Here is a 20533-nt window from a genome sequence, read left to right on the forward strand (position 1 = left end):
CGGCGTGAACATGAGGTCTTGAGTTGATATCTCCCGCTGCCGTCCACAGAAACCTGTTGCTGTTCGTGCTGCCGGCTCTGGCCGTCTATCTGGTCTTCGCCGTGCTGCCGCTGGCGACCTCGATCGTGATGAGCTTCTTCCAGACCAATGGCGCCTCCGGTGACACCTTTGTCGGCCTGGCCAATTACCAGCGCCTGTTCACTCATCCGACAATCAGCGCCCGCTTCTGGAATGCGCTTCTGAACAACATGCAGTATTTCGCCATCCATCTGATTGTCGAAGTGCCGATGGGGCTGCTGCTGGCGGCGTTGCTGACGTCGGGAAAACTGGCGCGGTCGGAAGGCATCTACCGCACGCTGCTGTTCATACCGGCGACGCTGTCGGTGGTCATCGTCGGCTTCGTCTGGCGCCTGATCATCAATCCACTCTGGGGGCTGGTCGGCTTTCCGCTGCTGGGCACGGAATCGACCGCACTCACCACCATCTCGCTGATGTCGGTCTGGCAATATTTCGGCATCCCGATGGTCTTCCTCTACAGCGCCCTGCTGGCGGTGCCCAACGAGCTTGTCGAAGCCGCCAACATCGACGGCGCCGGCGGCTGGACGACTTTCTGGAAGATCAAGTTCCCGCTGATCGCGCCGCAGTTCGGCCTGATCGCGATCCTGACCTACATCTGGACGTTCAACGGCTTCGATCTCGTGTTCGCGCTCAACGGATCGGCACCCGGGCCGAACTACAGCACCGATATCCTCGGCACCTATTTCTACCGCACCTTCTTCGGTTCGAGCGGACAGCTTGCCGATCTCGACCTTGGTGCTGCGGTCGCAACGGTCATCTTCCTCACGGTTCTGTTGGTGACAGCAGCCTATTTCTGGCTGATCCAGCGCCGCCTGAAATCCTACTCGGTCTAGGAGCGGATATGAGCGCCCCGGACCTCACCATTCCCGTTGCCCGCCGTCGCCAGGATCGCGAACCCTGGACGGTCGAGCGCATCATCGTGCACGCGCTGCTGATCCTCTTCGTTGTCCTTGCCATCGGACCGGTGCTGATCGTCATCATCAATTCGCTGAAGACGACGCCGGCGATCTTCGGCGGCCCGTTCGACCTGCCGACGGCCAAGACGTTCAGCCTCGAGGGCTACAGGCGGGTCTTCACCCGTGGCAATTTCCTCGTCAATTACCGCAACAGCCTAATCGTCACGGTAACCACGATCGTGCTGACGGTGGTCCTGTCGACGCTCGCCGCCTTCGCCCTGGTCGAATACCGTGTCCGGGTCGCATCGCTGCTCGGCGGCCTGTTCGTGCTTGGCATCATGTTGCCGATCAGGCTCGGCACCATCCCGCTCATCCAGATGATGCTCGCCTGGAAGCTGATGGATACGCTGGCGGCCCTCATCCTCGTCTACACCGCCATGAGCATCCCGATCGCGGTGACGCTGATGGTCACCTATTTCCGCACGGTGCCTACCGATCTCAAGGAGGCGGCCCGCATGGATGGCGCGAGCGAGTTGCGCACCTTCTGGATCGTGCTGCCTTTGGTCAGGCCGGGCCTCGCCGCGGTGGCCGCGCTGACGATGCTGCCGGTCTGGAACGACCTCTGGTTCCCGCTGATCCTGGCTCCAAGCCGGCAGAACCAGACGGTGACGCTCGGCGTGCAGCAATTCGTCGGCCAGTTCATGAACGACTATCCGGCACTTCTCGCCGCGCTGACGCTTGGCGCGGTGCCGCTCGTCCTGCTGTTCACCCTGTTCTCGCGGCAATTCATCAGCGGCCTCAGCAAGGGCTACAGCAAATAGCCAGACGTCCCGAGGAACAGATTTTCGCAAGACTCCAATTTCGAACTGATGGAACATCAAGATGCAGATAGGCAAATACATCCGCCGGCAGCCTTCGACCCTGACCGGTCTGCCCGCCGCCATCGGCGCGGATCTCGACCGGTTCGCCAGCCTGCGCCAGAAGCCGGAGCGGATCGTTCTGCTCGGCACCGGCTCCTCGATGAATGCGTTGCTGGCCGGCGCCGAGGCGCTCGAGGAAGGGACGGGCGCGTCGGTGATCGCCAAGGAGCCGGAAGCTTTCCTGCGCCTGCCGCCCAGGGCATCGGACCAGCGCACACTGGTGCTGGCCGCCTCGCAGTCCGGCATGAGCATCACCACAATCGAAGCGGTGCGCCTGTCCGTGGCGCGCGGTTTTCCGACGCTGGTCATTACCGGTGAGGAGGGCAGCCTCATTACCGAGGCCGGTGCCGAGGTAATCGTCATGCCGATCGGCCCGGAGACGGTCGGCCCCAAGACCATGGGCTATACGGCCACCGTCATCTCGGTGCTGGCGGTTGCCGCCAAGCTCGCCAACAAGACGGTCGACCTGTCCGGACTGCTCGCGCAACTGGAGCAGACAGCGGAAACCGGTCTGGCCGCGGCGAAGGATCTGATCGCCCGCTTCGGCGTCCCCGATTACATACTTGTCGCCGGACAGGCGACGCATCTCGGCACCGCACTTGAGGCGTCCCTCAAGATTGCCGAGATCAGCGGCGTGCCGACCGCCGCCTTCGACACGGAAGAAGCCCTGCACGGTCATGTCTATGGCACGACGGACAACAGCCTCGTGATTGCCATCGCGCAGACCGACACCGAGGCGAAGGTCGCCGCCAATCTCGGCGAGGCGCTGGCCGAACTGGGGCCGCGAGCGGTCGTCCTCAATCTCTCGGGCCACCCGACCCGTTTCGATCTCGATGTCAGCTGGCCGACGGCGCCGGAACAGCAATGGCTCGCCGGTTGCTGGGCACCAATGCCGCTGCAATGGTATGGCTGCGAACTGGCGATCGCGCGCGGCATCGATCCCGACAAGATGATCTATCCCAACCTCGGGCGCCGGCTCAACGTGCGCATCCGCAAGGAGGCCTGATGGTAACCGCGATCGGAATCGACATTGGCGGCAGCCTGGTCAAGCTCGGCGCCGTCGACGGTTCGGGCAAGGTGCTGGCGCGCGGCACTGTCCCAGTGCATCGGGACATCGAGTTCCCGGATTTCGTCCATCAGGTCACCAAGGCCACCGAGGACCTGACGCGGCAGTTTCCGGACATCGCGGCCATCGGCATTGGTGTGCCGGGCACCCCAAATCCCGAGACAGGCATGCTGAACGGCCGCTGCCCGGCCATCCCCGCGCTGCTGAAGGGTTCGCTGTCAAAGCTGTTCGGTATTCGCTTCGGCGTCCCGGCCATCGTCCGCAACGATGCCGTCTGCGCCACCCATGGCGAGATGCGGCACGGTGCCGGACGTCCCTTCTCCCGCTTTGCGCTGCTGACGCTCGGCACCGGCATCGGCGGCGCCATGGTCATCGACCGCAAGGTCATCGACGGTCCGGACGGTCTGCCGCCGCAGCTCGGCTGCATCTCGCTCGATCCGGCCCGCACCGACATTGCTGATCCAGTGCCGGGCATGGTCGAGAATCTGGCCAGCGCCCGCGCGCTCGTCAACCGCTATCGTCAGCTCAAGCCGGACACCGACGCCACCAACGCCCAGGCGGTCTGCGATCTCGCCAAGCAGGGCGAGCCGATCGCGCTGCAGGTTGTCGATGAGGTCGCGCGCTGGCTCGGCCAGATGATCGGCATCATGTCGAACATGCTCAACATCGAGGCGGCGATCATCGGCGGCGGTCTGGCGCTGGCCGGTCCGTTCTTCACCGACCGCATTGCCCGCAATGTCAGGGATTTCGTGCTGCTCAAGCCCGGCCGCCCGCCGGTGATCGTGGCGGTGGAGCATGGCAACGACGCCGGCGTGATCGGTGCTGCGGCGCTCGCGCTCGACATGTTCGCGCCGACGGCAAAGGAATAGCGCCATGGCGGATGTCGAACTGAGGCAGGTTTCCAAGAGCTTCCAGAATCTGAAGGTCGTGCACGATATCGATCTCGAAATCGCCGAGGGCGAATTCGTTGTCCTCGTCGGACCGTCGGGCTGCGGCAAGTCGACGACGCTGCGCATGGTGGCGGGACTGGACAGGCCGAGCGGCGGCGAAATCCATATCGGCGGCCGGCTGGTCAACAACGTCCAGGCCAGGGATCGCGACATCGCGATGGTCTTCCAGAGCTACGCACTCTATCCACAGATGACCGTCGCGCAGAACATGGCTTTCGGCCTGCGCATCCGCAAAGTGCCGGACGGCGAGGTGACGCAGCGCATCGCCCGTGTCGCCGACATCCTCGATCTCAGCGAACTGCTGCAGCGCAAGCCGCACCAGCTGTCCGGCGGCCAGCGCCAGCGCGTCGCGATGGGCCGCGCCATGGTGCGCCAGCCGAAAGTGTTCCTGTTCGACGAGCCGCTCTCCAACCTCGATGCCAAGCTAAGGGTGAAGATGCGCGCCGAGATCAAGAAGCTGCACCAGATGGTCGCCACCACGACGGTCTACGTCACCCATGACCAGGTCGAGGCGATGACGCTGGCCGACCGTGTCGTGGTGATGAACAAGGGGCGCATCGAGCAGATCGGCCCGCCCAACGATCTCTACCATGAGCCGGCCAGCCGCTTCGTCGCCGGCTTCATCGGCAGTCCCGGCATGAACTTCTTCAAATGCCGCCTGGAAGCGCGCGGCGACCGGCTCGCAGTCGTGCTAGGCGACGGGACGGCACTGGCCGTCCCGGCTGCCCGTACCGCACGCTATGCCAGCCATGTCGGACGCGAACTCGAATTCGGCCTGCGCCCCGAGCACATCACCGAGCAGCGCGACCGGCCCGACGTCGTCGACATCAAGGCGCCCGTCGAGGTTGTCGAGCCGATGGGCATGGAGACGCTGCTGCATGTGCTGATCGCCGGCGCGGAGGCGACGGCGCGCATCGATCCGGCTTCGACACCGAAGCCCGGCGAGGTGGCGACGCTCTCGCTCGGCATGGCCCACATGCACCTGCTCGATCCCGACAGCGGCAAGGTGCTCTGAACGCCACCGGCGTATCGCCACGACATGCGAAGGCGTCGGCGCGGCCGGGTCCCTGCCACACTTTCGCGTGTCAAAAAGCAAAAACAATATATTATTTGTTGACAAATATAATTTTGGAGCGAATTTTTAGGCGCGGTTCCGAACAGCCGCGATGGCCTTCGACACGCCCGGCCATCTCACCGCAGTCCCAGGAATTGCCGGTCATGATCGACATCCAAAGCGTGTCAAAATCCTTCGTGACCAGGGACGCCGATCCGGTTCACGCGCTGAACGAGGTCAGCCTCGAAATCTATGACAATGAGTTCTTCACGCTGCTCGGTCCGTCCGGCTGTGGCAAGACGACCCTGCTGCGCCTGATTGCCGGCTTCGAGGCGCCGAGCTCGGGCGCCATCCGCATCGCCGGCAGCGACGTCGCCGCTCTGCCGCCGCAGAAGCGGCCGGTCAACACTGTGTTCCAGAGCTACGCGCTGTTCCCGCATATGAGCGTTGCCGAGAATGTCGCGTTCGGTCTGGAGATGCAGAACGCGCCGAAATCGCTGATCGACGAACGGGTCCGGGAAGCGCTGGAAATGGTGCGGCTCGAGGGCTTCGCCGCGCGCCGCCCGGCGCAATTGTCGGGCGGCCAGCAGCAGCGCGTCGCGGTGGCACGCGCGCTGGCTCCGAAGCCGAGCGTGCTTCTGCTCGACGAACCGCTGTCGGCCCTCGACCTCAAATTGCGCAAGGGCATGCAGAGCGAGTTGAAACGGCTGCAGCGCGAGACCGGCATCACCTTCGTACTGGTCACTCACGACCAGGAGGAGGCGCTGGCCATGTCGGACCGGATCGCAGTGATGCGCAGCGGCGACGTGCTGCAGGTCGGCACGCCGCGGGACATCTACGACAACCCACAGGACCGCTTTGTTGCCGATTTCATCGGCGAGTCCAATCTGCTGCCGGGCGCAGCCCTTGGCCGCGACCCGGCGAAGACGATCGTCGTGCGTCCCGAACACATCGTGGTGTCGCCGGCTTTGGATGGCGTCAGGGGCCACGCCAGGGGAGCGGTTTCCGCCATCACCTTCCTCGGCTCCGACACACTCTATGAGGTTGTCCTGGAAGAGGGAGCACGGCTGCATTCGCGCTCGCGCGGCGGTTCGGCGCTGGCGACAGGCGACAGGGTCGTCGTCGACTGGGCCCGCGACGTCGAACGCGAACTGGCGAACTGAGGCGGCGATGGGTCCGAACCGCACCTATCTGCTGATTGCCCCCGCCATGCTGGTCATCGGCATCTTCATGGTGCTGCCGCTCTTTCTGGCGGTCGCCTATTCCTTCATGACCGCCAACCCCTATGGCGGCGTCACCGCCCCTGCAACATTCGACGCCTATCTCCAGTTTCTCTATCAGCGCGACTTCGACGACAGCCTGGTGTTTTCGCCGAGCTATGCCCTGATCATCCTGCGCTCGATCTACCTGGCCATTGCCACGACCGGCATCTGCCTTGTGCTCGGCCTGCCGGTTGCCTGGTACATTGTCTGCCAGACGCCGGAGCGCCGGCGGGTCCTGCTGTTCGCCGTGACGCTGCCGTTCTGGATCAACACGCTGATCCGCACCTATTGCTGGATCCTCATCCTGCGCGACGAGGGCCTGGCGAACGGCGCGCTGCGCCATGCCGGCATCATCTCCGATCCGCTGCCGTTGCTCTACAATGACGGGTCGATCCTGCTCGGCCTCGTCTACACCTTCCTGCCCTTCATGGTGCTGCCGATCTATTCGACGCTGGAGCGCATAGACCCCAGGCTGATCGAGGCCGCGCACGATCTCTACGCCAGCCGCGCCGCCGTCTTCCGGCGCATCGTCTGGCCGCTGGCGAGACCCGGCGCGCTGGCCGGCGCTACGCTTGTGTTTGCGCCGGCGCTCGGCTCGTTCCTGGCCCCCGACCTGCTTGGCGGCGGCAAGAAGCTTTTGATCGGCAGCCTGATCCAGATGCAGTTCACCTCGTCGCGCAACTGGCCGTTTGGGGCCGCGCTATCGACCGTGGTGACGGTGGTCGTGCTGACCGTCTTCGTCATCCGTTCGCGCAAGATCCAGGAGGAGCGGCGATGACCGGCGCGAAACCCTTTGACTGGCGGCACACGCCCGGCCTGTCGGCCTACACCGCGCTGATATTCGTGTTCTTCTACGCGCCGCTGCTGATCCTGGTGATCTACGCCTTCAATTCGAGCCGGCTTGTCACCGTATGGGCCGGCTTCAGCTTCAAATGGTTCGTGGCGGTCGCCAACAATGGCTCGATCCGCGACGCCGCCTTCAACAGCGTCATCATCGCGATCGTCTCCACCATTGCTTCGACGGCCATCGCCACGGCCGGAGCGCTGGCGCTGGAACGCGGCCGGCTGCGCTTCGGACGCAGCGCCGCAACGGCGCTGATCGCAATGCCGCTGGTGGTGCCGGAGATCGTCGTGGCAATCACCACGCTGATCTTCTTTTCCGGTGTCGGCATGCATCACGGGCTCATCAACCTGATGATCGCCCACACCGTCTTCTGCATCCCGTTCGCGCTGCTGCCGGTCCAGGCGCGGCTGCGCGACATGGGCGGCACGCTGGAGGAGGCCGGCCGTGACCTCTACGCCGACGAGTGGCGGCTGTTTCGCCGCGTCACGCTGCCCTTGCTGCTGCCGGCGATCTCGGCCGGCGCCATCATGGCCTTCGTCGTCTCGCTCGATGATTTCCTGATCTCGATGATGGTGTCGAGCGCCGGCTCGACCACCTTGCCGGTCTACATCTACGGCATGATGCGGCTTGGCGTGACGCCGGAAGTCAACGCCATCTCCACCATCCTTCTTGCCGTTTCGATCGTCTTCGTCGCGGCGGCCCTGCTCGTCGGGCGGCGCAACAGATTTGCCTGACCATGATCCCGAAACGTGGAAGCCGGTTTTCGGAAAGGATCACGGTCACAACAAGAAAACAAAACCAGAGGAGAACGACCGTGACCAAATGGAAAGAAGGACTTTCGGGAATAGCCCTGGCCGCCGCCATCATGGGGGCGATCACCACCACCGCGCTCGCCGATGCCGGCGAGCTGCACATCTACAACTGGACCGACTACACGTCGGACGAAATGATCAAGAAGTTCGAGGCGGAGACCGGAATCAAGGTCACCATCGACACCTACGATTCAAACGAGACCGCGCTCGCCAAGCTCAGCTCGGGCGCCGCCGGCTACGATGTGATGATCATCAGCAACGACTTCGTGCCGATCTTCGTCAAGCAGAAGCTGTTTCAGGAAGTCGATGCGGCGGCGATGCCGAATTTCAAGAACGTCGATCCGAAATGGCAGCACCGGCCCTGGGACCCGGATTCGAAATACACCGTGCCATGGGTGTGGGGCACCACGTCCTATTCGGTCGACACCGCCGTCTACAAGGGTCCGACCGACAGCCTGAAGCCGCTCTTCGATCCTCCGGCGGAACTCAAGGGCAAGGTCGGTATGTTCGGCTCGCCGACCGAGGTGATGTCGCTGGCGCTCGTCTATCTCGGCAAGGATCAGTGCAACAGCAATCCGGCGGACTTGAAGGAACTCGACGCCTTGCTCGAGGCGCAAAAGCCCTTCGTCAAGGTTTACAATTCCGACGGCATCGTCGAACGCCAGGTCGCGGGCGAGACGGTCATGCACGAGCAGTGGTCGGGCAAGGCGCTGGCGACACGCCAGCAGAAGTCAACTGTCAAATACGTCTATCCCAAGGAAGGCGTTGTCGGCTGGATGGACAATGTCGCCGTTCCCTCTACCGCGCCCAATGTCGACAATGCCAAGAAGTTCCTCAACTTCCTGATGGATCCCGAAAACATCGCGTTGCAGCAGAAATACACCGGCTACCAGAGTGCGATCGCTGGATCGAACAAATATCTGGCGGCGGATATTGGCGGCTCGCCGGAGTTCAACCCGCCGGCCGACCTGAAAATCTCGTTTGCACCGTCATGCGACGAGAAGGCGATCCGCGCCTATGACCGGATCTGGACCAATCTGCGCCAGTAGGCCTGTGACGCAAAACGCCGCCCGTTTGTACGGGCGGCGTTTTTACATCCTGACCGAGGAATTCGAAAATGAAACGCTATGCCCGCACAATTGTCTTGCGCGGCGGCAGGTCGTCGGCTTCGGCGGCCAGCAGGATGTCGGTGGTCACCGCCAGATGTGCCGCCAGCAGTTCGGCTGCCTTCTCGGCATTGCGGTCGAGCACGGCATTGGCGAGGTCCTGATGTTCCTTGCTGATGTTGCGGGCATTTGGCGCCAACGAGACCGAACGGCGGCGGTAGCGCTCGCTCTGGTCATAAAGCTGGTCGCGCAGCCGCAGCAGCCAGCGGCTGTCGCAGCCGCCGACCAGCGCCTTGTGGAAGGCCGCATGCGCGGTCGCCCATTCGTCGCTCGAATGCACCGGATCGTCCGGCGTATGCTCGGGCGTTCGCGACAGCCGGTGCAGGGCCGCGACCAGCTGCGATTCCCAGGCGACGTCGCCGACCTCGATGGCGCGGCGGATGCACAGCGTCTCGATCTGGATGCGTGTCTTGGTGAGGTCGAGCAGGTCCTCGGCCGAGATCGGCGCGGCGCGGAAGCCGCGCTGCGGTTCGGCCACGACGAGACCCTCGGAGGTCAGCCGCGACAGTGCCTCGCGGATGGCGCCGAGGCTGACGGACAGCCTGTCGCACAGCTCCTGCACCTTGAGCCGGCTGCCCGGCGCGATCCGGCACGACAGAAGCTCGGCGCGCAGATCCTCATACGCGCCCTGGGTGAGATTGATCGAGCCTTCCCTAGCCATTGGTTCGCCCGCGGCCGAATCTGTCCATCGAATGCCCTCCATACATCATCTCAGGCAGGAATCAGAATGCAAAATAATATATTCTATGTTGACAGATATATAATTTCTGAACAAAGTCCAGCCTTCACAAGCGAGGATGTGGCCAGTGCGATTTGCAGCCTATGAATCGCCGCGGGGACCCGGACTGGCAATCGCATTGCCAGAAGGTGAGTTCCGCGGCATCGACGAAAGCGATGCGATGTTTCCCGGACGATTGGAGGACCTGATCGCCGAAGGCGCGCAGGCGCTGCAGGCGGCGGGCGAGCGGCTGGCCAGCGGACGACGGATCGATCGTCAATCGGTCGAATGGCTGCCGCCGATATCGGCGCCGGGCAAGATCATCTGCGTCGGCCTCAACTATGTCGACCATTCGATCGAGAGCGGCTTCGTGCCGCCGACCTATCCGACTTTGTTCGCCCGCTTCTCGACCAGCCTGATCGGGCATGGCGCGGCCATCCGCCGTCCGGAGGCCTCGATCCAGCTCGACTACGAGGGCGAGATGGTCGCGATCATCGGCAAGGCTGGCCGCCACATCGCCCCCGCCCAGGCGCTGAGCCACGTCGCCGGCTACTCCATCTTCAACGACGCCTCGATCCGCGACTTCCAGACCAAGTCGCCGCAGTGGACCGTCGGCAAGAATTTTGACGGCACCGGCTCCTTCGGGCCGATCTTCGTCACGGCGGACGAATTGCCGCCGGGCGGCAAGGGGCTGCGCATCCAGACACGCCTCAACGGCCAGGTCGTCCAGAACGCCTCGACCAGCGACATGATCTTCGACGTCGCGTCACTGATCTCGATCATCAGCGAGGCGATCACGCTCGAGCCGGGCGACATCCTCGTCACCGGCACGCCGTCCGGTGTCGGCATGGCGCGCAAGCCGCAGCTGTTCATGAAGCATGGCGACGTCTGCGAAGTGGAGCTGGAAGACGTCGGCATCCTGTCCAATGTCGTTGCCGACGACGTCATATCGGCACAAGCCGTCAACCAATAACCCCGCCAACTCCGAAAGGACGATGTCATGACAAGAGTGATGTTTCGAAATGCCATGATCTGGGACGGCACCGGCGCCGATGCCTTTCCAGCCGATCTGCTGGTCGAGAATGGCCGCATCAGCAGCATCGCCCGCACGCCCGGGCAATTGTCCGGCGACGGTGCGACCACCGTCGAGTGCCGCGGCATGACGCTGATGCCGGGTCTTGTCGAAGGCCATGCCCACATCTCCTTCGGCGGCGCGATCAAGGATTCCGACCTCGGCCTGATCCCGCCCGAGGAGCATCTCCTGCTGACCATGCGCAATGCCAAGACGTTGCTCGACCACGGCTTCACCAGCGCCTACAGCGCCGCGACCTCGAAGCTCAGGCTGGACATCGTCATCCGCAACGAAATCAATGCCGGCCGTCTGCCGGGACCGCGCATGCGCGCCGGCAGCCCGGAAATCACGGTGACCGGCGGCCTCGGCGACGAGCGCCAGCAGCATATGTATCACGAGAGCTTCGGCATGATCGCCGACGGCGTCGAGGAAATCACCAAGGCGGTGCGCCTGTGCTGCCGCGAAGGCGCCGACAACATCAAGATCAACATTTCCGGCGACGATCTGAGCCCGGCGGCGCACGGCGGCCTCACCGTGATGAGCGAAGCCGAAGTGATGACGGCGGTCTCGGTCGCGCGCGACTTCGGCAAGAAGATCAACTGCCATGCCCGCGCCGCCGGCTCGGTGAAGCGCGCGGTGAAGTGCGGCGTCGACGTCATCTACCACTGCGAATCCGCCGACGAGGAAGCGCTCGACGCGCTGGAATCGGCCAAGGATCGCATCTTCGTCGGCCCGGCCATCGGCATCATCTACGGCACGCTCTACGAGGGCGAGCCCTTCGGTTTCACCCACGAGATGGCGGTCAAGTTCGGCATGCAGCGCATCCTCGACGACAGCCGCAAGGTCTACACCGAACTGCGCAAGCGCGGCGTGCGGGCGCTGATCGGCGGCGACTATGGTTTCGCGCAGACGCCGCAAGGCACCAACGCGCGCGACCTCAAGCACTTCGTCGACCTGCTCGGTTATTCGCCGAGCGAGGCGCTGCAATGCGGCACGCGGCTCGGCGGCCAGGTGATGGGCCTCGGCGACGAGCTCGGCATGGTCAAGGAAGGCTTCATCGCCGACCTGCTGCTGGTCAATGGCGACCCGCTGAAGGACCTCGATATGATGGTGCACGAGAAGAGCCTCGTCGTCATCATGAAGGACGGCGAGCTCTACAAGGACCAGTCGGCGTCGGTCGCCGCGCAGCGTCAGGCGGCCTAGCCATCATGCAGCCCGCGGTGCCGATCGATGTCGACGAGACGAGCGGCATCTGGCGGACCGACGGGCTGCCCATGGTCTATCTGCCCAGGCACTTTCTGGTGAACAACCATCTCGCGGTCGAGGCAGCGCTTGGCCGCGCCGCCTACCGCGCCATTCTGCGCGTGGCGACGGCGAAATCCGCGATCGAATGGTGCGAGGCCCAGGTGCGGGGCAAGGGCCTCGATCCCGAGGCGACGTTCCGCCACTATTTTCAGCGCCTGTCGCAACGCGGTTGGGGCCAGTTCTCGATCGACATGCTCGCTGGCCGTCGCGGCAGCATCAGCCTGCGGAATTCGATCTTTGCCCTGGAGGCCAGGCAGGGGCCTGGTCAGCGCGTCTGCTACATGTTCGAGGGCTTTGTCACCGGCGCCTCCTCGTTCCTGCTAGGTCTTGCCGCACCGACGGAAGTCGAATGCGAGGAGACACATTGCGCCTGTGATGGCCGGCACGACCATTGCCGGTTCGACTTCGCGGCGAGGTCCTAACCGACCACCGCTAGAGACCGTGGGGGCCGCAGAATCCAAGCGTCCACTGGATGGTTCCGCAATAGTCGCCCGTGTAGCCGTCGTAACTGCCGTAACCATTATAGTAGCCGTCTACCCAGCCACTATCTCCGCTCCATTCGTCGCCAGTCCAACCGCCGCGGCGCTCATGTCCGCCGCGAACAGCCTGTCGATGCGCGCCACCGTGATGGGACGTGGCGTGGTGGACAATATGGTGCCTGACGATCGCGGCATCGGCAGTGGTGGTCAATGATGTCGCGCTCGTGGCCAACGCCAGCACGATGGAGCCGATGAATACGATTTGCCTTTTCATGAGGATGTCTCCTGTTGATGCGAGACATAGATGGGGAAGAAAACGACCTCTTGCTCGACACGTTCCTTCACGAAATCGGGACGGCATTCGCCGAAACGCAAATGCACCGGAAATGCACGGTGTAGTCGGGCGAGGGCGGTCCCGACGCCCGACAGTTCACGGTCAAGATTTGTTGACCGCCAACAAGGCAGAAATGGCTACCGCTTCCCGGTTTGGCGGATCATAAGACAGGCCGCGCGATCGGGTCGCGACTGACCGGTCGGATGAGATAATCGTTGCTTCGTGCCGACGTTCGCCAAAGCACATAAGCCGCCTGCATGACGGAATTGGCCACAGCATTGGAACAGCCTCAATTTGCCACCGAGCGCGACCCGAGGCTGAGACTGATCATTCCGATAATCGTCGCCATCGCCTTCCTGATGGAGCAGCTCGATTCCACCATCATCACCACCGCGATCCCGGCCATCGCGCGCAGCCTCGACACGACGCCGGTCAGGCTGAACCTGGCGATCACCACCTACATTCTGACCTTGGCCGTGTTCATCCCCGTCAGCGGCTGGTTCGCGGACAGGTTCGGCGCACGACGCGTGTTCGCGCTGGCGCTTTTCACTTTCACCCTTGGCTCGGCATTGTGCAGCATGGCCAACAGTTTCGGCATGCTGCTGGCGATGCGCGCTCTGCAAGGGCTGGGCGGTGCTATGATGACGCCGGTCGGGCGGCTGATCCTGCTGCGCAGCTTTCCGCGCAGCGGGCTGATCACCGCCATGACCTACATGACCTTGCCCGCCATCATGGGGCCTGTCATCGGGCCGCTGCTCGGCGGCCTGTTGACCACCTATGCCTCGTGGCGCTGGATATTCTATGTCAACGTGCCGTTCGGCTGCCTCGGCATTGTGGCCGCGCTGCGCTTCGTCGACGATTTCCATGAGGAAGCGGTGCAACGCTTCGACTTCGCCGGCTTCCTGATGGTGGGATGCGGCGTCGCACTGCTGCAATTCGGACTGGAAAGCATCGGCCGGCCGATCATCCCGGTCTCGGCGACGGTGCTGGTGCTGGCCGCAGCGGTCCTGCTGCTGCTCGCGTTCGGTCGCTACGCGCGCCGGGTCGTCGCGCCGGCAGTCGACCTGACGCTGTTTCGGTTTCGCTCGTTCTGGGTCGGCACGCTTGCCGGCGGCCTGTGCCGTGTCGGCCTCAACGGCGTGCCGTTCCTGTTGCCGCTGATGCTGCAGGTCGGCTTTGGCATGAGCCCGGTCACCTCCGGCTCGCTGACATTCGTCGGCAGTTTCGGCGCCTTGCTCATCCGGCCACTGCTGTCGCCGCTGTTGCGGCGCTTCGGCTTCAATGTCGTGCTGATCGGCAGCGCGCTGGTCGGGGCCGCCGCTGTGGCCGGCTTCGCCCTGATCGGCGCCGATACGCCGCACTGGATGATCGGCCTCTACGTCTTTGTGTTCGGCATCATCCGGTCGGCGCAGTTCATGACCTCGAACACGCTGTCCTACGCCGACCTGCCAGCGGATAAGCTCAGCCGCGCCACCAGCCTCGGCGGCGTCCTGCAACAGCTCAGCGTTTCCCTCGGCGTTTCAATCGCCGCCATGGTGCTGGGTCTGGTTGCAGGGGAAACACACGTCGTGACACCGGAGCGATTTCACCAGGTGTTCCTGCTGACCGCCATCATCCCACTGCTGTCCATTCCCGGCTTCCTGTATCTGCGCGCCGAGGACGGCGTACAGGTCAGCGGCCACGTTAGGGCAGGCAACTCCCGCAAATGAGGCGGTGACAGGTTTCGACGTGAGGTACTCACTTCGGCCGCTTATACGAGCATACTTATATCCATGCCGGGTGCCTTCGGTTAGGCTGAGCGACGCGTGAAATGGGGAGCACCGGTTGCGAGGATTTGCGGAAAGCGTGATGCAGGGCCCCCGGACCGTGGCCGAGCAGGTCGCCAATGTCCTGCGCGAGGCGATTGCCAATGGCACCATAAAGGCGGGCACTCCGCTTCGCCAGGACGAGCTGGCCGAGCAGTTCGGCTTCAGCCGGATGCCCATTCGCGATGCCCTTCGTCAGCTGGAAGCCGAGGGTATCGTTTCCATTCACCCGACAAAGGGCGCCCATGTCGCCCGGATGGACAGCGCCGAGATCGGTGAAATCTACGCGCTGCGCGAGCTGCTCGAAAGCGAGGCGCTCCGGCTCTCGGTACCCGGCCTCGCCGGCACGAAGCTCGATGAGGCGGAACAGGTGCTCGACCAGATCGACGCGGAGCGCAATGTCGGCCGATGGGGCGCGCTGAACCGGGCCTTTCATCTGGCTCTATACGATGCCTGCGGCAACCGGCGATTGCTCGGCCTGATCGAGGCGCATCACAACGCGGCCGATCGCTATGTCCGTATCCTGTTGTCGAACCTGGACCATCGCAACCGCTCGCAGACGGAGCACCGCGACCTGCTGGCCGCCTGCCGGCGGCGCGACGGCGGCAGGGCCGTAAGCATTCTGACGCAGCATCTTCGCGAAGGAGGCGAGACGCTCGTCAGCGCGATAGAGGGAGATGGCCTGTCGAGAAAATCCTAGGCTGTGTTGAAGGTCCATTGGCGGTGCTGCACTCGCCATGATCCTGGTGGCGGCGATACTGCTACTGCTGCTCGGGATGGAGCGCATCACCGCGCGCCACCGGCTCATGGGAATTGGCTGAGTTTCAGCTCTGTGTCGGCTTGCGCTCGACGATGTAGATGTGGTCGGCCGCCAGCACCACCTCGCCGCGCTGGTTGATCACCTCGCAGCGCTCGATCACCCGCCCTGAGCCCGGCCGCTTGGGATCGTCTTCCTTGGCCGCGATGGTGGTGCGCGTGCGGATCGTGTCGCCGATGAACACCGGCTTGATGAAGCGCAGCCGGTCGTAGCCATAGGAAAAGGCGACAGGATTGATGATCGTCGCCGTCAGTCCGACGCCGACCGAGAACACCAGCGTGCCATGCGCGATGCGCTGGCCGAACGGCGTCGTCTTCATGAACTCGGCGTCCATGTGATGCGGGAAGAAATCGCCGGTGTGGCCGGCATGGACGACGAAGTCGGTTTCGGTGATCGTGCGGCCGCTGGTGATGCGCGAGGCGCCGATCTCGTAGTCCTCGAAATACTTGATCTGTTCCATCAGGGTCTTTCCGCGATCGGCGTCGCCGGTGCCGCGCTCGACTGATAGGCGGCTTCGACCAGCGCCATGGTGTACCACGCATCCGCGACCGGACTGATCAGCATTGCGTCTTCTCCGGCCGCAAAACGTTGGACATTGGCCATGCGGCCGACAAAGGCGTCGGGAAACCATTCGCCGGCCAACGGCACCGCAATCCAATCGGTCCCGCCTTTCGGATAAATTTCCAGCACATCCGGCTCGCCACGCGGATAGTCGAGATTGAGGCCGAGCTTGAGATAGGCCGCTCCCTCGGTGCCGCAAATGCGGAACTCGCAGGCCTGGTGCCGGCGGCCGAATTTGTGGTCGTGGTTGATCGACAGCGCGCAGCGCAGGGTGTCGCCATAGTCGAGAATGGCGCTGGTACGCGTCTGCGCCACCTTGTGGTTGGGATGGCCGAGCGTCTTGGCGTGCACGCCCTGCGGGTCGCCGAGCAATTGCCGGATCAGGTCGAGATAATGAATCGAATGCATGGCGATCTCGACGCGTGGCGCCTTGAGCAGGAACTCCCACAGCTCCCACGGCGTCGCCAAAGCCAGCCAGGCATCGAAGTCGACGATCTCGCCCAGCCAGCCCTTGCCGATGGCGTCCTTCAGCGCCAGCATCATCGGCGCGAAACGCAGCTGGAAATTCACCGCCGCTTGCAGTTTTTTGGCACGACAGATTTCAAGGATCGCTGTTGCCTCGGTGAGATTGCTGCCCATCGGCTTCTGGATCAGCGCCACCGCGCCGTCGGGCAATGCGTCAAGCACATCGGCATGGCGCGACGGCGGCGTCGCAAGGTCGAAGATCGCGCCCTCGACGGCGGCAGCCTCCTCGGCCGTGCGATAGGCTGTCACACCCCATTGGTTGGCCAGCTTTTCGGCGCGAGCATGATCGGGATCGTAAAGCCCGGCGACCGGAAAGCCTGCTTTCCTGTAGGCCGGGAAATGCGCATCGCCGACGATCGACCCGGCGCCGAAGGTGACGATCGGCCGGGGCGTTGAGGGTCTGGGCCATGACTGGGCGAGTGAGGCTGGGTCGAAGCCGCCGTCAATCATGATGGAAGACCTCGTCCATGGCTGCCCACCATTCGCCCTCCTTGCGTGTCGCCAACGGCTCCTGGCAAGGCATGCAGACCGCCCACCATTCCTGCGTCCTGGGGTCGGCCGCCATTCTGGCCATGTCGGCCGCATAGTCGGTGCCGTGGTATTCGAAGGTGCTGAACAGCAGGTTCTCCGGCCGCTTCAGATAGATCGAGTAGTTCTTGATGTTGCAGGCCGAGATCATGGTCAGCACGTCAGGCCAGACGTCGGCATGCAGGCGAACATACTCCTCGACCTTTTCCGGCTTCAGCCCCAGAACCATCCCCATCCGCTGCATGCCGTCTCCTATCTGGTGATCGCCGTGGTGAATTCGGCGATGCTCATGGCCTTGACCGCATCCCAGTCCCAATCGATGCCGATGCCCGGTTCGTCGGGCGCCAGCGCTTGGCCATCCTCGATGCGCATATGTTTGCCGGTCAACTGGTCGAGCTGGGGAATGTACTCGACATAGCGGCCGTTCTGAACAGCACACGTCAGGCTGACATGCAGTTCCATCAGGAAATGCGGGCAGACCGGGATGTCGAAGGCTTCCGCAGCATGGGCGATCTTCAGCCAGGGCGTGATGCCGCCGATGCGGCCGACATCGGCCTGCACGATCGAGCAGGCACCTTTCTGCATGTATTCGCGGAAATGGCGGATGGAGTAGAGCGACTCGCCAATGGCGATCGGCGTCGGCGTCGAGTTCGACAGCCGCACATGACCGTCGATATCGTCGGCCGGCAGCGGCTCCTCGATCCAGGCGAGATCGAGCTCGCGCAGCCTTGCCGCGCGCCGGATCGCCTCGTCGACCGAGAACCCCTGATTGGCGTCGGTCATGATCTCGTAGCCGTCGCCGACTGCCTTGCGCACCGCCGACAGGCGGGCGAGATCCTCTGACCCGTGCGGCTTGCCGATCTTGACCTTCGAGCCGCGAAAACCCTTCGCCTTGGCGGCCAGCGCATCGTCGACCAGCGCCTGCGTCTCGATGTGCAGCCAGCCGCCTTCGGTGGTGTAGAGCGGGCAGCGGTCCTTGGCGCCGCCGGCCAGCTTCCACAGTGGCAGGTTCTGTTTCTTCGCCCGCAGATCCCACAGCGCGATGTCGATCGCCGCGATCGCGATGGCTGTGATCGCACCGATCGTCGTGGCATGCGTGGCGAATTCGAGATCGTGCCAGATCGCCTCGATCATGTCGGCGTCGCGACCGATCAGGCGCGGCGCCAGATGGTCGGACAGCAGCCGCATCACCGACGAGCCGCCGGTGCCGATCGTGTAGCTGTAGCCGGTGCCGACCGCGCCGTCGGAATCGGTGATCGTCACGATCGGCGTTTCCTGGCTGACGAAACTCTGGATAGCATCGGTACGCTTGACCTTGGGGACAAGGTCCACCATCCGCAGTTCGACTTTCTCGATTCTGGCCATGTCCGTCAGCTCCGCAATGTCTTCCCGGTGTCGGCGGCAAACAGATGTGCCTGCGACATGTCGAGGCTCATCCCGATACGCTCGCCCGACCGCAGCTGCCTTGGGTTCAGCATGCGCGACACCCAGTCAGTGTCGTTGAACTCTACGAAGACGAGCGTCTCGTTGCCGAGCGGTTCGGTCACTGTGATCGGCAGTTCGATCTGGTGGACGTCAGCAACGCCACCGGAACTGATGCCATGTCCGGTCGGATAGATGTCATCTGGCCGCAGCCCGAACACCACTCTGTCGCCGGTGGCGACATTGGCCTTGAACTGGCCAGGCAGAGGCAGTTTTTCGCCGCTGGCGAAAACCATCTGGCTGTCGTCGATCGTGGCCTCATGCAGGTTCATCGGCGGCGAGCCGATGAAGCCTGCAACAAAACGCGTCGCCGGCCGCCGGAAAACCTCGTCGGGGGTGCCGACCTGTTCGATGTAGCCGTCGCGCATGATGACGATGCGGTCGGCAAGCGTCATCGCTTCGACCTGGTCATGCGTGACGTAGATCACCGTCGACTGCACCTTGGCATGCAGTTTCTTGATCTCGGTGCGCATCTGCGTGCGCAGTTTGGCATCGAGGTTGGAAAGCGGCTCGTCGAACAGGAAGACGTCGGGATCGCGCACGATGGCGCGGCCCATGGCGACGCGCTGGCGCTGGCCGCCGGACAGTTGCGAGGGGCGGCGGTCGAGCAGCGTGTCGAGGCCGAGGATGGCCGAGGCTTCGGCGACGCGGCGATCCATGTCCTCCTTGGCGGCGCCGGCGATCTTCAGCGAGAAACCGAGATTCTCGCGCACCGTCATATGCGGATAGAGAGCGTAGGACTGGAACACCATCGAGATGTTGCGCGAGCGCGGCGGCAGGTCGTTGACGACGCGGCCGCCGATCTCGATCGAGCCGCCGCTGATCTCTTCCAGTCCGGCGATCATGCGCAGCGTCGTCGACTTGCCGCAGCCGGAAGGGCCGACCAGTGCGATGAACTCGCGGTCGGCAATATCGAGATCGATGCCGTGCACGATCTCGATATTGCCGTAGCGCTTGGTGAGCTTGGTGAGGGAAACCGGTGCCATTTGATCAGCCTTTCACCGCGCCGGAGGTCAGGCCGCCGACAAGGTGTTTCTGGACGATGTAGGTGAGGGTGAGCGCCGGAATGATCATCACCACGGCGAGCGCGCACATGCCGCGCCAGTCGATGGTGAACTCGGCCGTATAGTCGAGCAGGCCGACCGGCAGCGTCTTGGCGCTCACCGAGCGGGTCAGCTGCGAGGCCAGTGCGAATTCGTTCCAGCAGGTCAGGAAGGCGAAGATGGCGGCGGATGCGATGCCCGGCCCTGCGAGCGGGAACTCGACCTGCCAGAACGCCTGCCAGCGCGTGCAGCCGTCGATCTGCGCCGCTTCCGCGAGGTCTTTTGGCACCTGGCGGAAGAAGCCGTCGATCAGCCAGATCGTGAACGGCACGTTGAGCGCGACATAGGCAAGGATCAGCCCGAAATGCGTATCGATGATGCCGAGCCGCACATAGAGGAAGAACAGCGGCAGCGACAGCGCGATGCCCGGCACCGTGCGCGTCAGCATCAGGCCGAGGAAGACGCTCGATTTGCCGCGGAAGCGGTAGCGCGCAAAGGCGTAGCCGCCGGCCATGCCGATGGCCACCGCGATGATCGTCGATGTCACCGAGATGATCAAAGAGTTGCGGAAATACTCGATCACCGGGATGCCGCCCTTGCCGATGCCGCTGAACATCGCGACATAGGCGTCGAACGAAATCTCCTGCGGGATCCACACCGGCGGCTTGGCCATGATTTCGACCGTTGGCCGCAGCGACGAGAGGACGATCCACAGGCCAGGCAGGCAGATCGTCAGCATCGCCAGGAACAGGCCGATGCGATAGACAATGCCCGTGAGCCGGCGCTTCAGGCGGGCGGAGGAATTCTCGTCCATTC

The 20533-nt window shown here is 63.7% G+C and carries 22 protein-coding genes; 14 read left to right on the top strand and 8 right to left on the bottom strand.

Going from position 1 to position 20533, the window contains the following annotated elements; genetic code table 11:
• Window positions 1–23 precede the first annotated feature (23 nt).
• The 9 genes from AC1D10_RS16390 (at window position 24) to AC1D10_RS16430 (ending at window position 8931) form a co-directional block, all read left to right on the top strand.
• Complete coding sequence (locus tag AC1D10_RS16390; protein WP_477273511.1) at window positions 24–911, top strand: carbohydrate ABC transporter permease; 888 nt, start codon at window positions 24–26, stop codon at window positions 909–911.
• A gap of 8 nt (window positions 912–919) precedes the next feature.
• Window positions 920–1795, top strand: a complete 876-nt coding sequence (locus AC1D10_RS16395) for a carbohydrate ABC transporter permease (protein WP_477273513.1) — start codon at window positions 920–922, stop codon at window positions 1793–1795.
• A 61-nt stretch (window positions 1796–1856) separates the two neighbouring features.
• Complete coding sequence (locus AC1D10_RS16400) at window positions 1857–2900, top strand: SIS domain-containing protein (RefSeq protein ID WP_477273515.1); 1044 nt, start codon at window positions 1857–1859, stop codon at window positions 2898–2900.
• A complete protein-coding gene (locus tag AC1D10_RS16405) occupies window positions 2900–3829 on the top strand; it encodes an ROK family protein (RefSeq protein WP_477273517.1) in 930 nt (309 codons plus the stop codon). The genes AC1D10_RS16400 and AC1D10_RS16405 overlap by 1 nt, the downstream gene beginning before the upstream one ends.
• A gap of 4 nt (window positions 3830–3833) precedes the next feature.
• Window positions 3834–4925, top strand: a complete 1092-nt coding sequence (locus AC1D10_RS16410) for an ABC transporter ATP-binding protein (RefSeq protein ID WP_477273519.1) — start codon at window positions 3834–3836, stop codon at window positions 4923–4925.
• Between the two features lie 203 nt (window positions 4926–5128).
• Window positions 5129–6127, top strand: coding sequence for an ABC transporter ATP-binding protein (locus AC1D10_RS16415; protein WP_477273521.1), 999 nt, complete (start codon window positions 5129–5131; stop codon window positions 6125–6127).
• Between the two features lie 7 nt (window positions 6128–6134).
• Window positions 6135–7004 (top strand): ABC transporter permease, encoded by an 870-nt coding sequence (locus AC1D10_RS16420; RefSeq protein WP_477273523.1) that lies wholly within the window; start codon window positions 6135–6137, stop codon window positions 7002–7004.
• A complete protein-coding gene (locus tag AC1D10_RS16425; RefSeq protein ID WP_477273526.1) occupies window positions 7001–7804 on the top strand; it encodes an ABC transporter permease in 804 nt (267 codons plus the stop codon). The genes AC1D10_RS16420 and AC1D10_RS16425 overlap by 4 nt, the downstream gene beginning before the upstream one ends.
• A gap of 80 nt (window positions 7805–7884) precedes the next feature.
• Window positions 7885–8931, top strand: coding sequence for an extracellular solute-binding protein (locus tag AC1D10_RS16430; protein WP_477273528.1), 1047 nt, complete (start codon window positions 7885–7887; stop codon window positions 8929–8931).
• 76 nt (window positions 8932–9007) lie between these two features.
• Here the strand turns inward: AC1D10_RS16430 and AC1D10_RS16435 are convergent, their stop codons facing one another.
• On the bottom strand, window positions 9008–9709 hold the full coding sequence (locus tag AC1D10_RS16435) for a GntR family transcriptional regulator (protein WP_477273530.1): 702 nt from the start codon (window positions 9707–9709) through the stop codon (window positions 9008–9010).
• Between the two features lie 145 nt (window positions 9710–9854).
• Between AC1D10_RS16435 and AC1D10_RS16440 the strand changes: the two genes are divergently transcribed.
• From AC1D10_RS16440 to AC1D10_RS16450, 3 genes are read left to right on the top strand one after another with little or no spacing between them, the layout of a single operon-like run.
• The gene (locus AC1D10_RS16440; RefSeq protein WP_477273532.1) at window positions 9855–10739 is read left to right on the top strand and encodes a fumarylacetoacetate hydrolase family protein; all 885 of its coding nucleotides are present in this window, start codon (window positions 9855–9857) and stop codon (window positions 10737–10739) included.
• Between the two features lie 27 nt (window positions 10740–10766).
• The gene (locus tag AC1D10_RS16445; protein WP_477273534.1) at window positions 10767–12041 is read left to right on the top strand and encodes a metal-dependent hydrolase family protein; all 1275 of its coding nucleotides are present in this window, start codon (window positions 10767–10769) and stop codon (window positions 12039–12041) included.
• A gap of 5 nt (window positions 12042–12046) precedes the next feature.
• Window positions 12047–12565: a DUF5943 domain-containing protein gene (locus tag AC1D10_RS16450; RefSeq protein ID WP_477273536.1), complete on the top strand. Its 519-nt coding sequence runs from the start codon at window positions 12047–12049 to the stop codon at window positions 12563–12565.
• 10 nt (window positions 12566–12575) lie between these two features.
• Here the strand turns inward: AC1D10_RS16450 and AC1D10_RS16455 are convergent, their stop codons facing one another.
• On the bottom strand, window positions 12576–12896 hold the full coding sequence (locus AC1D10_RS16455; RefSeq protein WP_477273538.1) for a hypothetical protein: 321 nt from the start codon (window positions 12894–12896) through the stop codon (window positions 12576–12578).
• Between the two features lie 338 nt (window positions 12897–13234).
• Between AC1D10_RS16455 and AC1D10_RS16460 the strand changes: the two genes are divergently transcribed.
• Together AC1D10_RS16460 and AC1D10_RS16465 are read left to right on the top strand one after the other, a co-directional pair.
• Window positions 13235–14665: a DHA2 family efflux MFS transporter permease subunit gene (locus tag AC1D10_RS16460; RefSeq protein ID WP_477273540.1), complete on the top strand. Its 1431-nt coding sequence runs from the start codon at window positions 13235–13237 to the stop codon at window positions 14663–14665.
• Between the two features lie 157 nt (window positions 14666–14822).
• Complete coding sequence (locus AC1D10_RS16465) at window positions 14823–15461, top strand: GntR family transcriptional regulator (protein ID WP_477273542.1); 639 nt, start codon at window positions 14823–14825, stop codon at window positions 15459–15461.
• Between the two features lie 124 nt (window positions 15462–15585).
• Here AC1D10_RS16465 and AC1D10_RS16470 read toward each other — a convergent pair whose 3' ends face one another.
• The 6 genes from AC1D10_RS16470 to AC1D10_RS16495 are packed head-to-tail and all read right to left on the bottom strand — an operon-like array spanning window position 15586 to window position 20531.
• Window positions 15586–16041: a MaoC/PaaZ C-terminal domain-containing protein gene (locus AC1D10_RS16470; RefSeq protein WP_477274113.1), complete on the bottom strand. Its 456-nt coding sequence runs from the start codon at window positions 16039–16041 to the stop codon at window positions 15586–15588.
• Window positions 16038–17111 carry a Gfo/Idh/MocA family protein gene (locus AC1D10_RS16475; RefSeq protein WP_477274115.1) on the bottom strand — a complete coding sequence of 358 codons (1074 nt, stop codon included), beginning with the start codon at window positions 17109–17111 and terminating at the stop codon, window positions 16038–16040. The genes AC1D10_RS16470 and AC1D10_RS16475 overlap by 4 nt, the downstream gene beginning before the upstream one ends.
• Window positions 17107–17436 carry an L-rhamnose mutarotase gene (locus AC1D10_RS16480; protein WP_477273544.1) on the bottom strand — a complete coding sequence of 110 codons (330 nt, stop codon included), beginning with the start codon at window positions 17434–17436 and terminating at the stop codon, window positions 17107–17109. Before AC1D10_RS16480 ends, AC1D10_RS16475 begins: the two co-directional genes overlap by 5 nt.
• A gap of 8 nt (window positions 17437–17444) precedes the next feature.
• The gene (locus AC1D10_RS16485) at window positions 17445–18557 is read right to left on the bottom strand and encodes a mandelate racemase/muconate lactonizing enzyme family protein (protein ID WP_477273546.1); all 1113 of its coding nucleotides are present in this window, start codon (window positions 18555–18557) and stop codon (window positions 17445–17447) included.
• A gap of 5 nt (window positions 18558–18562) precedes the next feature.
• Window positions 18563–19660, bottom strand: coding sequence for an ABC transporter ATP-binding protein (locus tag AC1D10_RS16490; RefSeq protein ID WP_477273548.1), 1098 nt, complete (start codon window positions 19658–19660; stop codon window positions 18563–18565).
• Between the two features lie 4 nt (window positions 19661–19664).
• Window positions 19665–20531, bottom strand: a complete 867-nt coding sequence (locus AC1D10_RS16495; protein ID WP_095080845.1) for a carbohydrate ABC transporter permease — start codon at window positions 20529–20531, stop codon at window positions 19665–19667.
• Window positions 20532–20533 lie beyond the last annotated feature (2 nt).

The sequence above is a fragment of the Mesorhizobium sp. P2_A8 genome (genome assembly GCF_056404935.1).

What these genes read in the sequence shown, in the direction of transcription:
- AC1D10_RS16410 (WP_477273519.1), top strand. Translation starts at nt 3,834, where the DNA reads ATGGCGGATGTCGAACTGAGGCAGGTTTCCAAGAGCTTCCAGAATCTG.
- AC1D10_RS16485 (WP_477273546.1), bottom strand. Translation starts at nt 18,557, where the DNA reads ATGGCCAGAATCGAGAAAGTCGAACTGCGGATGGTGGACCTTGTCCCC.
- AC1D10_RS16415 (WP_477273521.1), top strand. Translation starts at nt 5,129, where the DNA reads ATGATCGACATCCAAAGCGTGTCAAAATCCTTCGTGACCAGGGACGCC.
- AC1D10_RS16450 (WP_477273536.1), top strand. Translation starts at nt 12,047, where the DNA reads ATGCAGCCCGCGGTGCCGATCGATGTCGACGAGACGAGCGGCATCTGG.
- AC1D10_RS16495 (WP_095080845.1), bottom strand. Translation starts at nt 20,531, where the DNA reads ATGGACGAGAATTCCTCCGCCCGCCTGAAGCGCCGGCTCACGGGCATT.
- AC1D10_RS16490 (WP_477273548.1), bottom strand. Translation starts at nt 19,660, where the DNA reads ATGGCACCGGTTTCCCTCACCAAGCTCACCAAGCGCTACGGCAATATC.
- AC1D10_RS16480 (WP_477273544.1), bottom strand. Translation starts at nt 17,436, where the DNA reads ATGCAGCGGATGGGGATGGTTCTGGGGCTGAAGCCGGAAAAGGTCGAG.
- AC1D10_RS16400 (WP_477273515.1), top strand. Translation starts at nt 1,857, where the DNA reads ATGCAGATAGGCAAATACATCCGCCGGCAGCCTTCGACCCTGACCGGT.
- AC1D10_RS16435 (WP_477273530.1), bottom strand. Translation starts at nt 9,709, where the DNA reads ATGGCTAGGGAAGGCTCGATCAATCTCACCCAGGGCGCGTATGAGGAT.
- AC1D10_RS16425 (WP_477273526.1), top strand. Translation starts at nt 7,001, where the DNA reads ATGACCGGCGCGAAACCCTTTGACTGGCGGCACACGCCCGGCCTGTCG.
- AC1D10_RS16395 (WP_477273513.1), top strand. Translation starts at nt 920, where the DNA reads ATGAGCGCCCCGGACCTCACCATTCCCGTTGCCCGCCGTCGCCAGGAT.
- AC1D10_RS16445 (WP_477273534.1), top strand. Translation starts at nt 10,767, where the DNA reads ATGACAAGAGTGATGTTTCGAAATGCCATGATCTGGGACGGCACCGGC.
- AC1D10_RS16420 (WP_477273523.1), top strand. Translation starts at nt 6,135, where the DNA reads ATGGGTCCGAACCGCACCTATCTGCTGATTGCCCCCGCCATGCTGGTC.
- AC1D10_RS16405 (WP_477273517.1), top strand. Translation starts at nt 2,900, where the DNA reads ATGGTAACCGCGATCGGAATCGACATTGGCGGCAGCCTGGTCAAGCTC.
- AC1D10_RS16455 (WP_477273538.1), bottom strand. Translation starts at nt 12,896, where the DNA reads ATGAAAAGGCAAATCGTATTCATCGGCTCCATCGTGCTGGCGTTGGCC.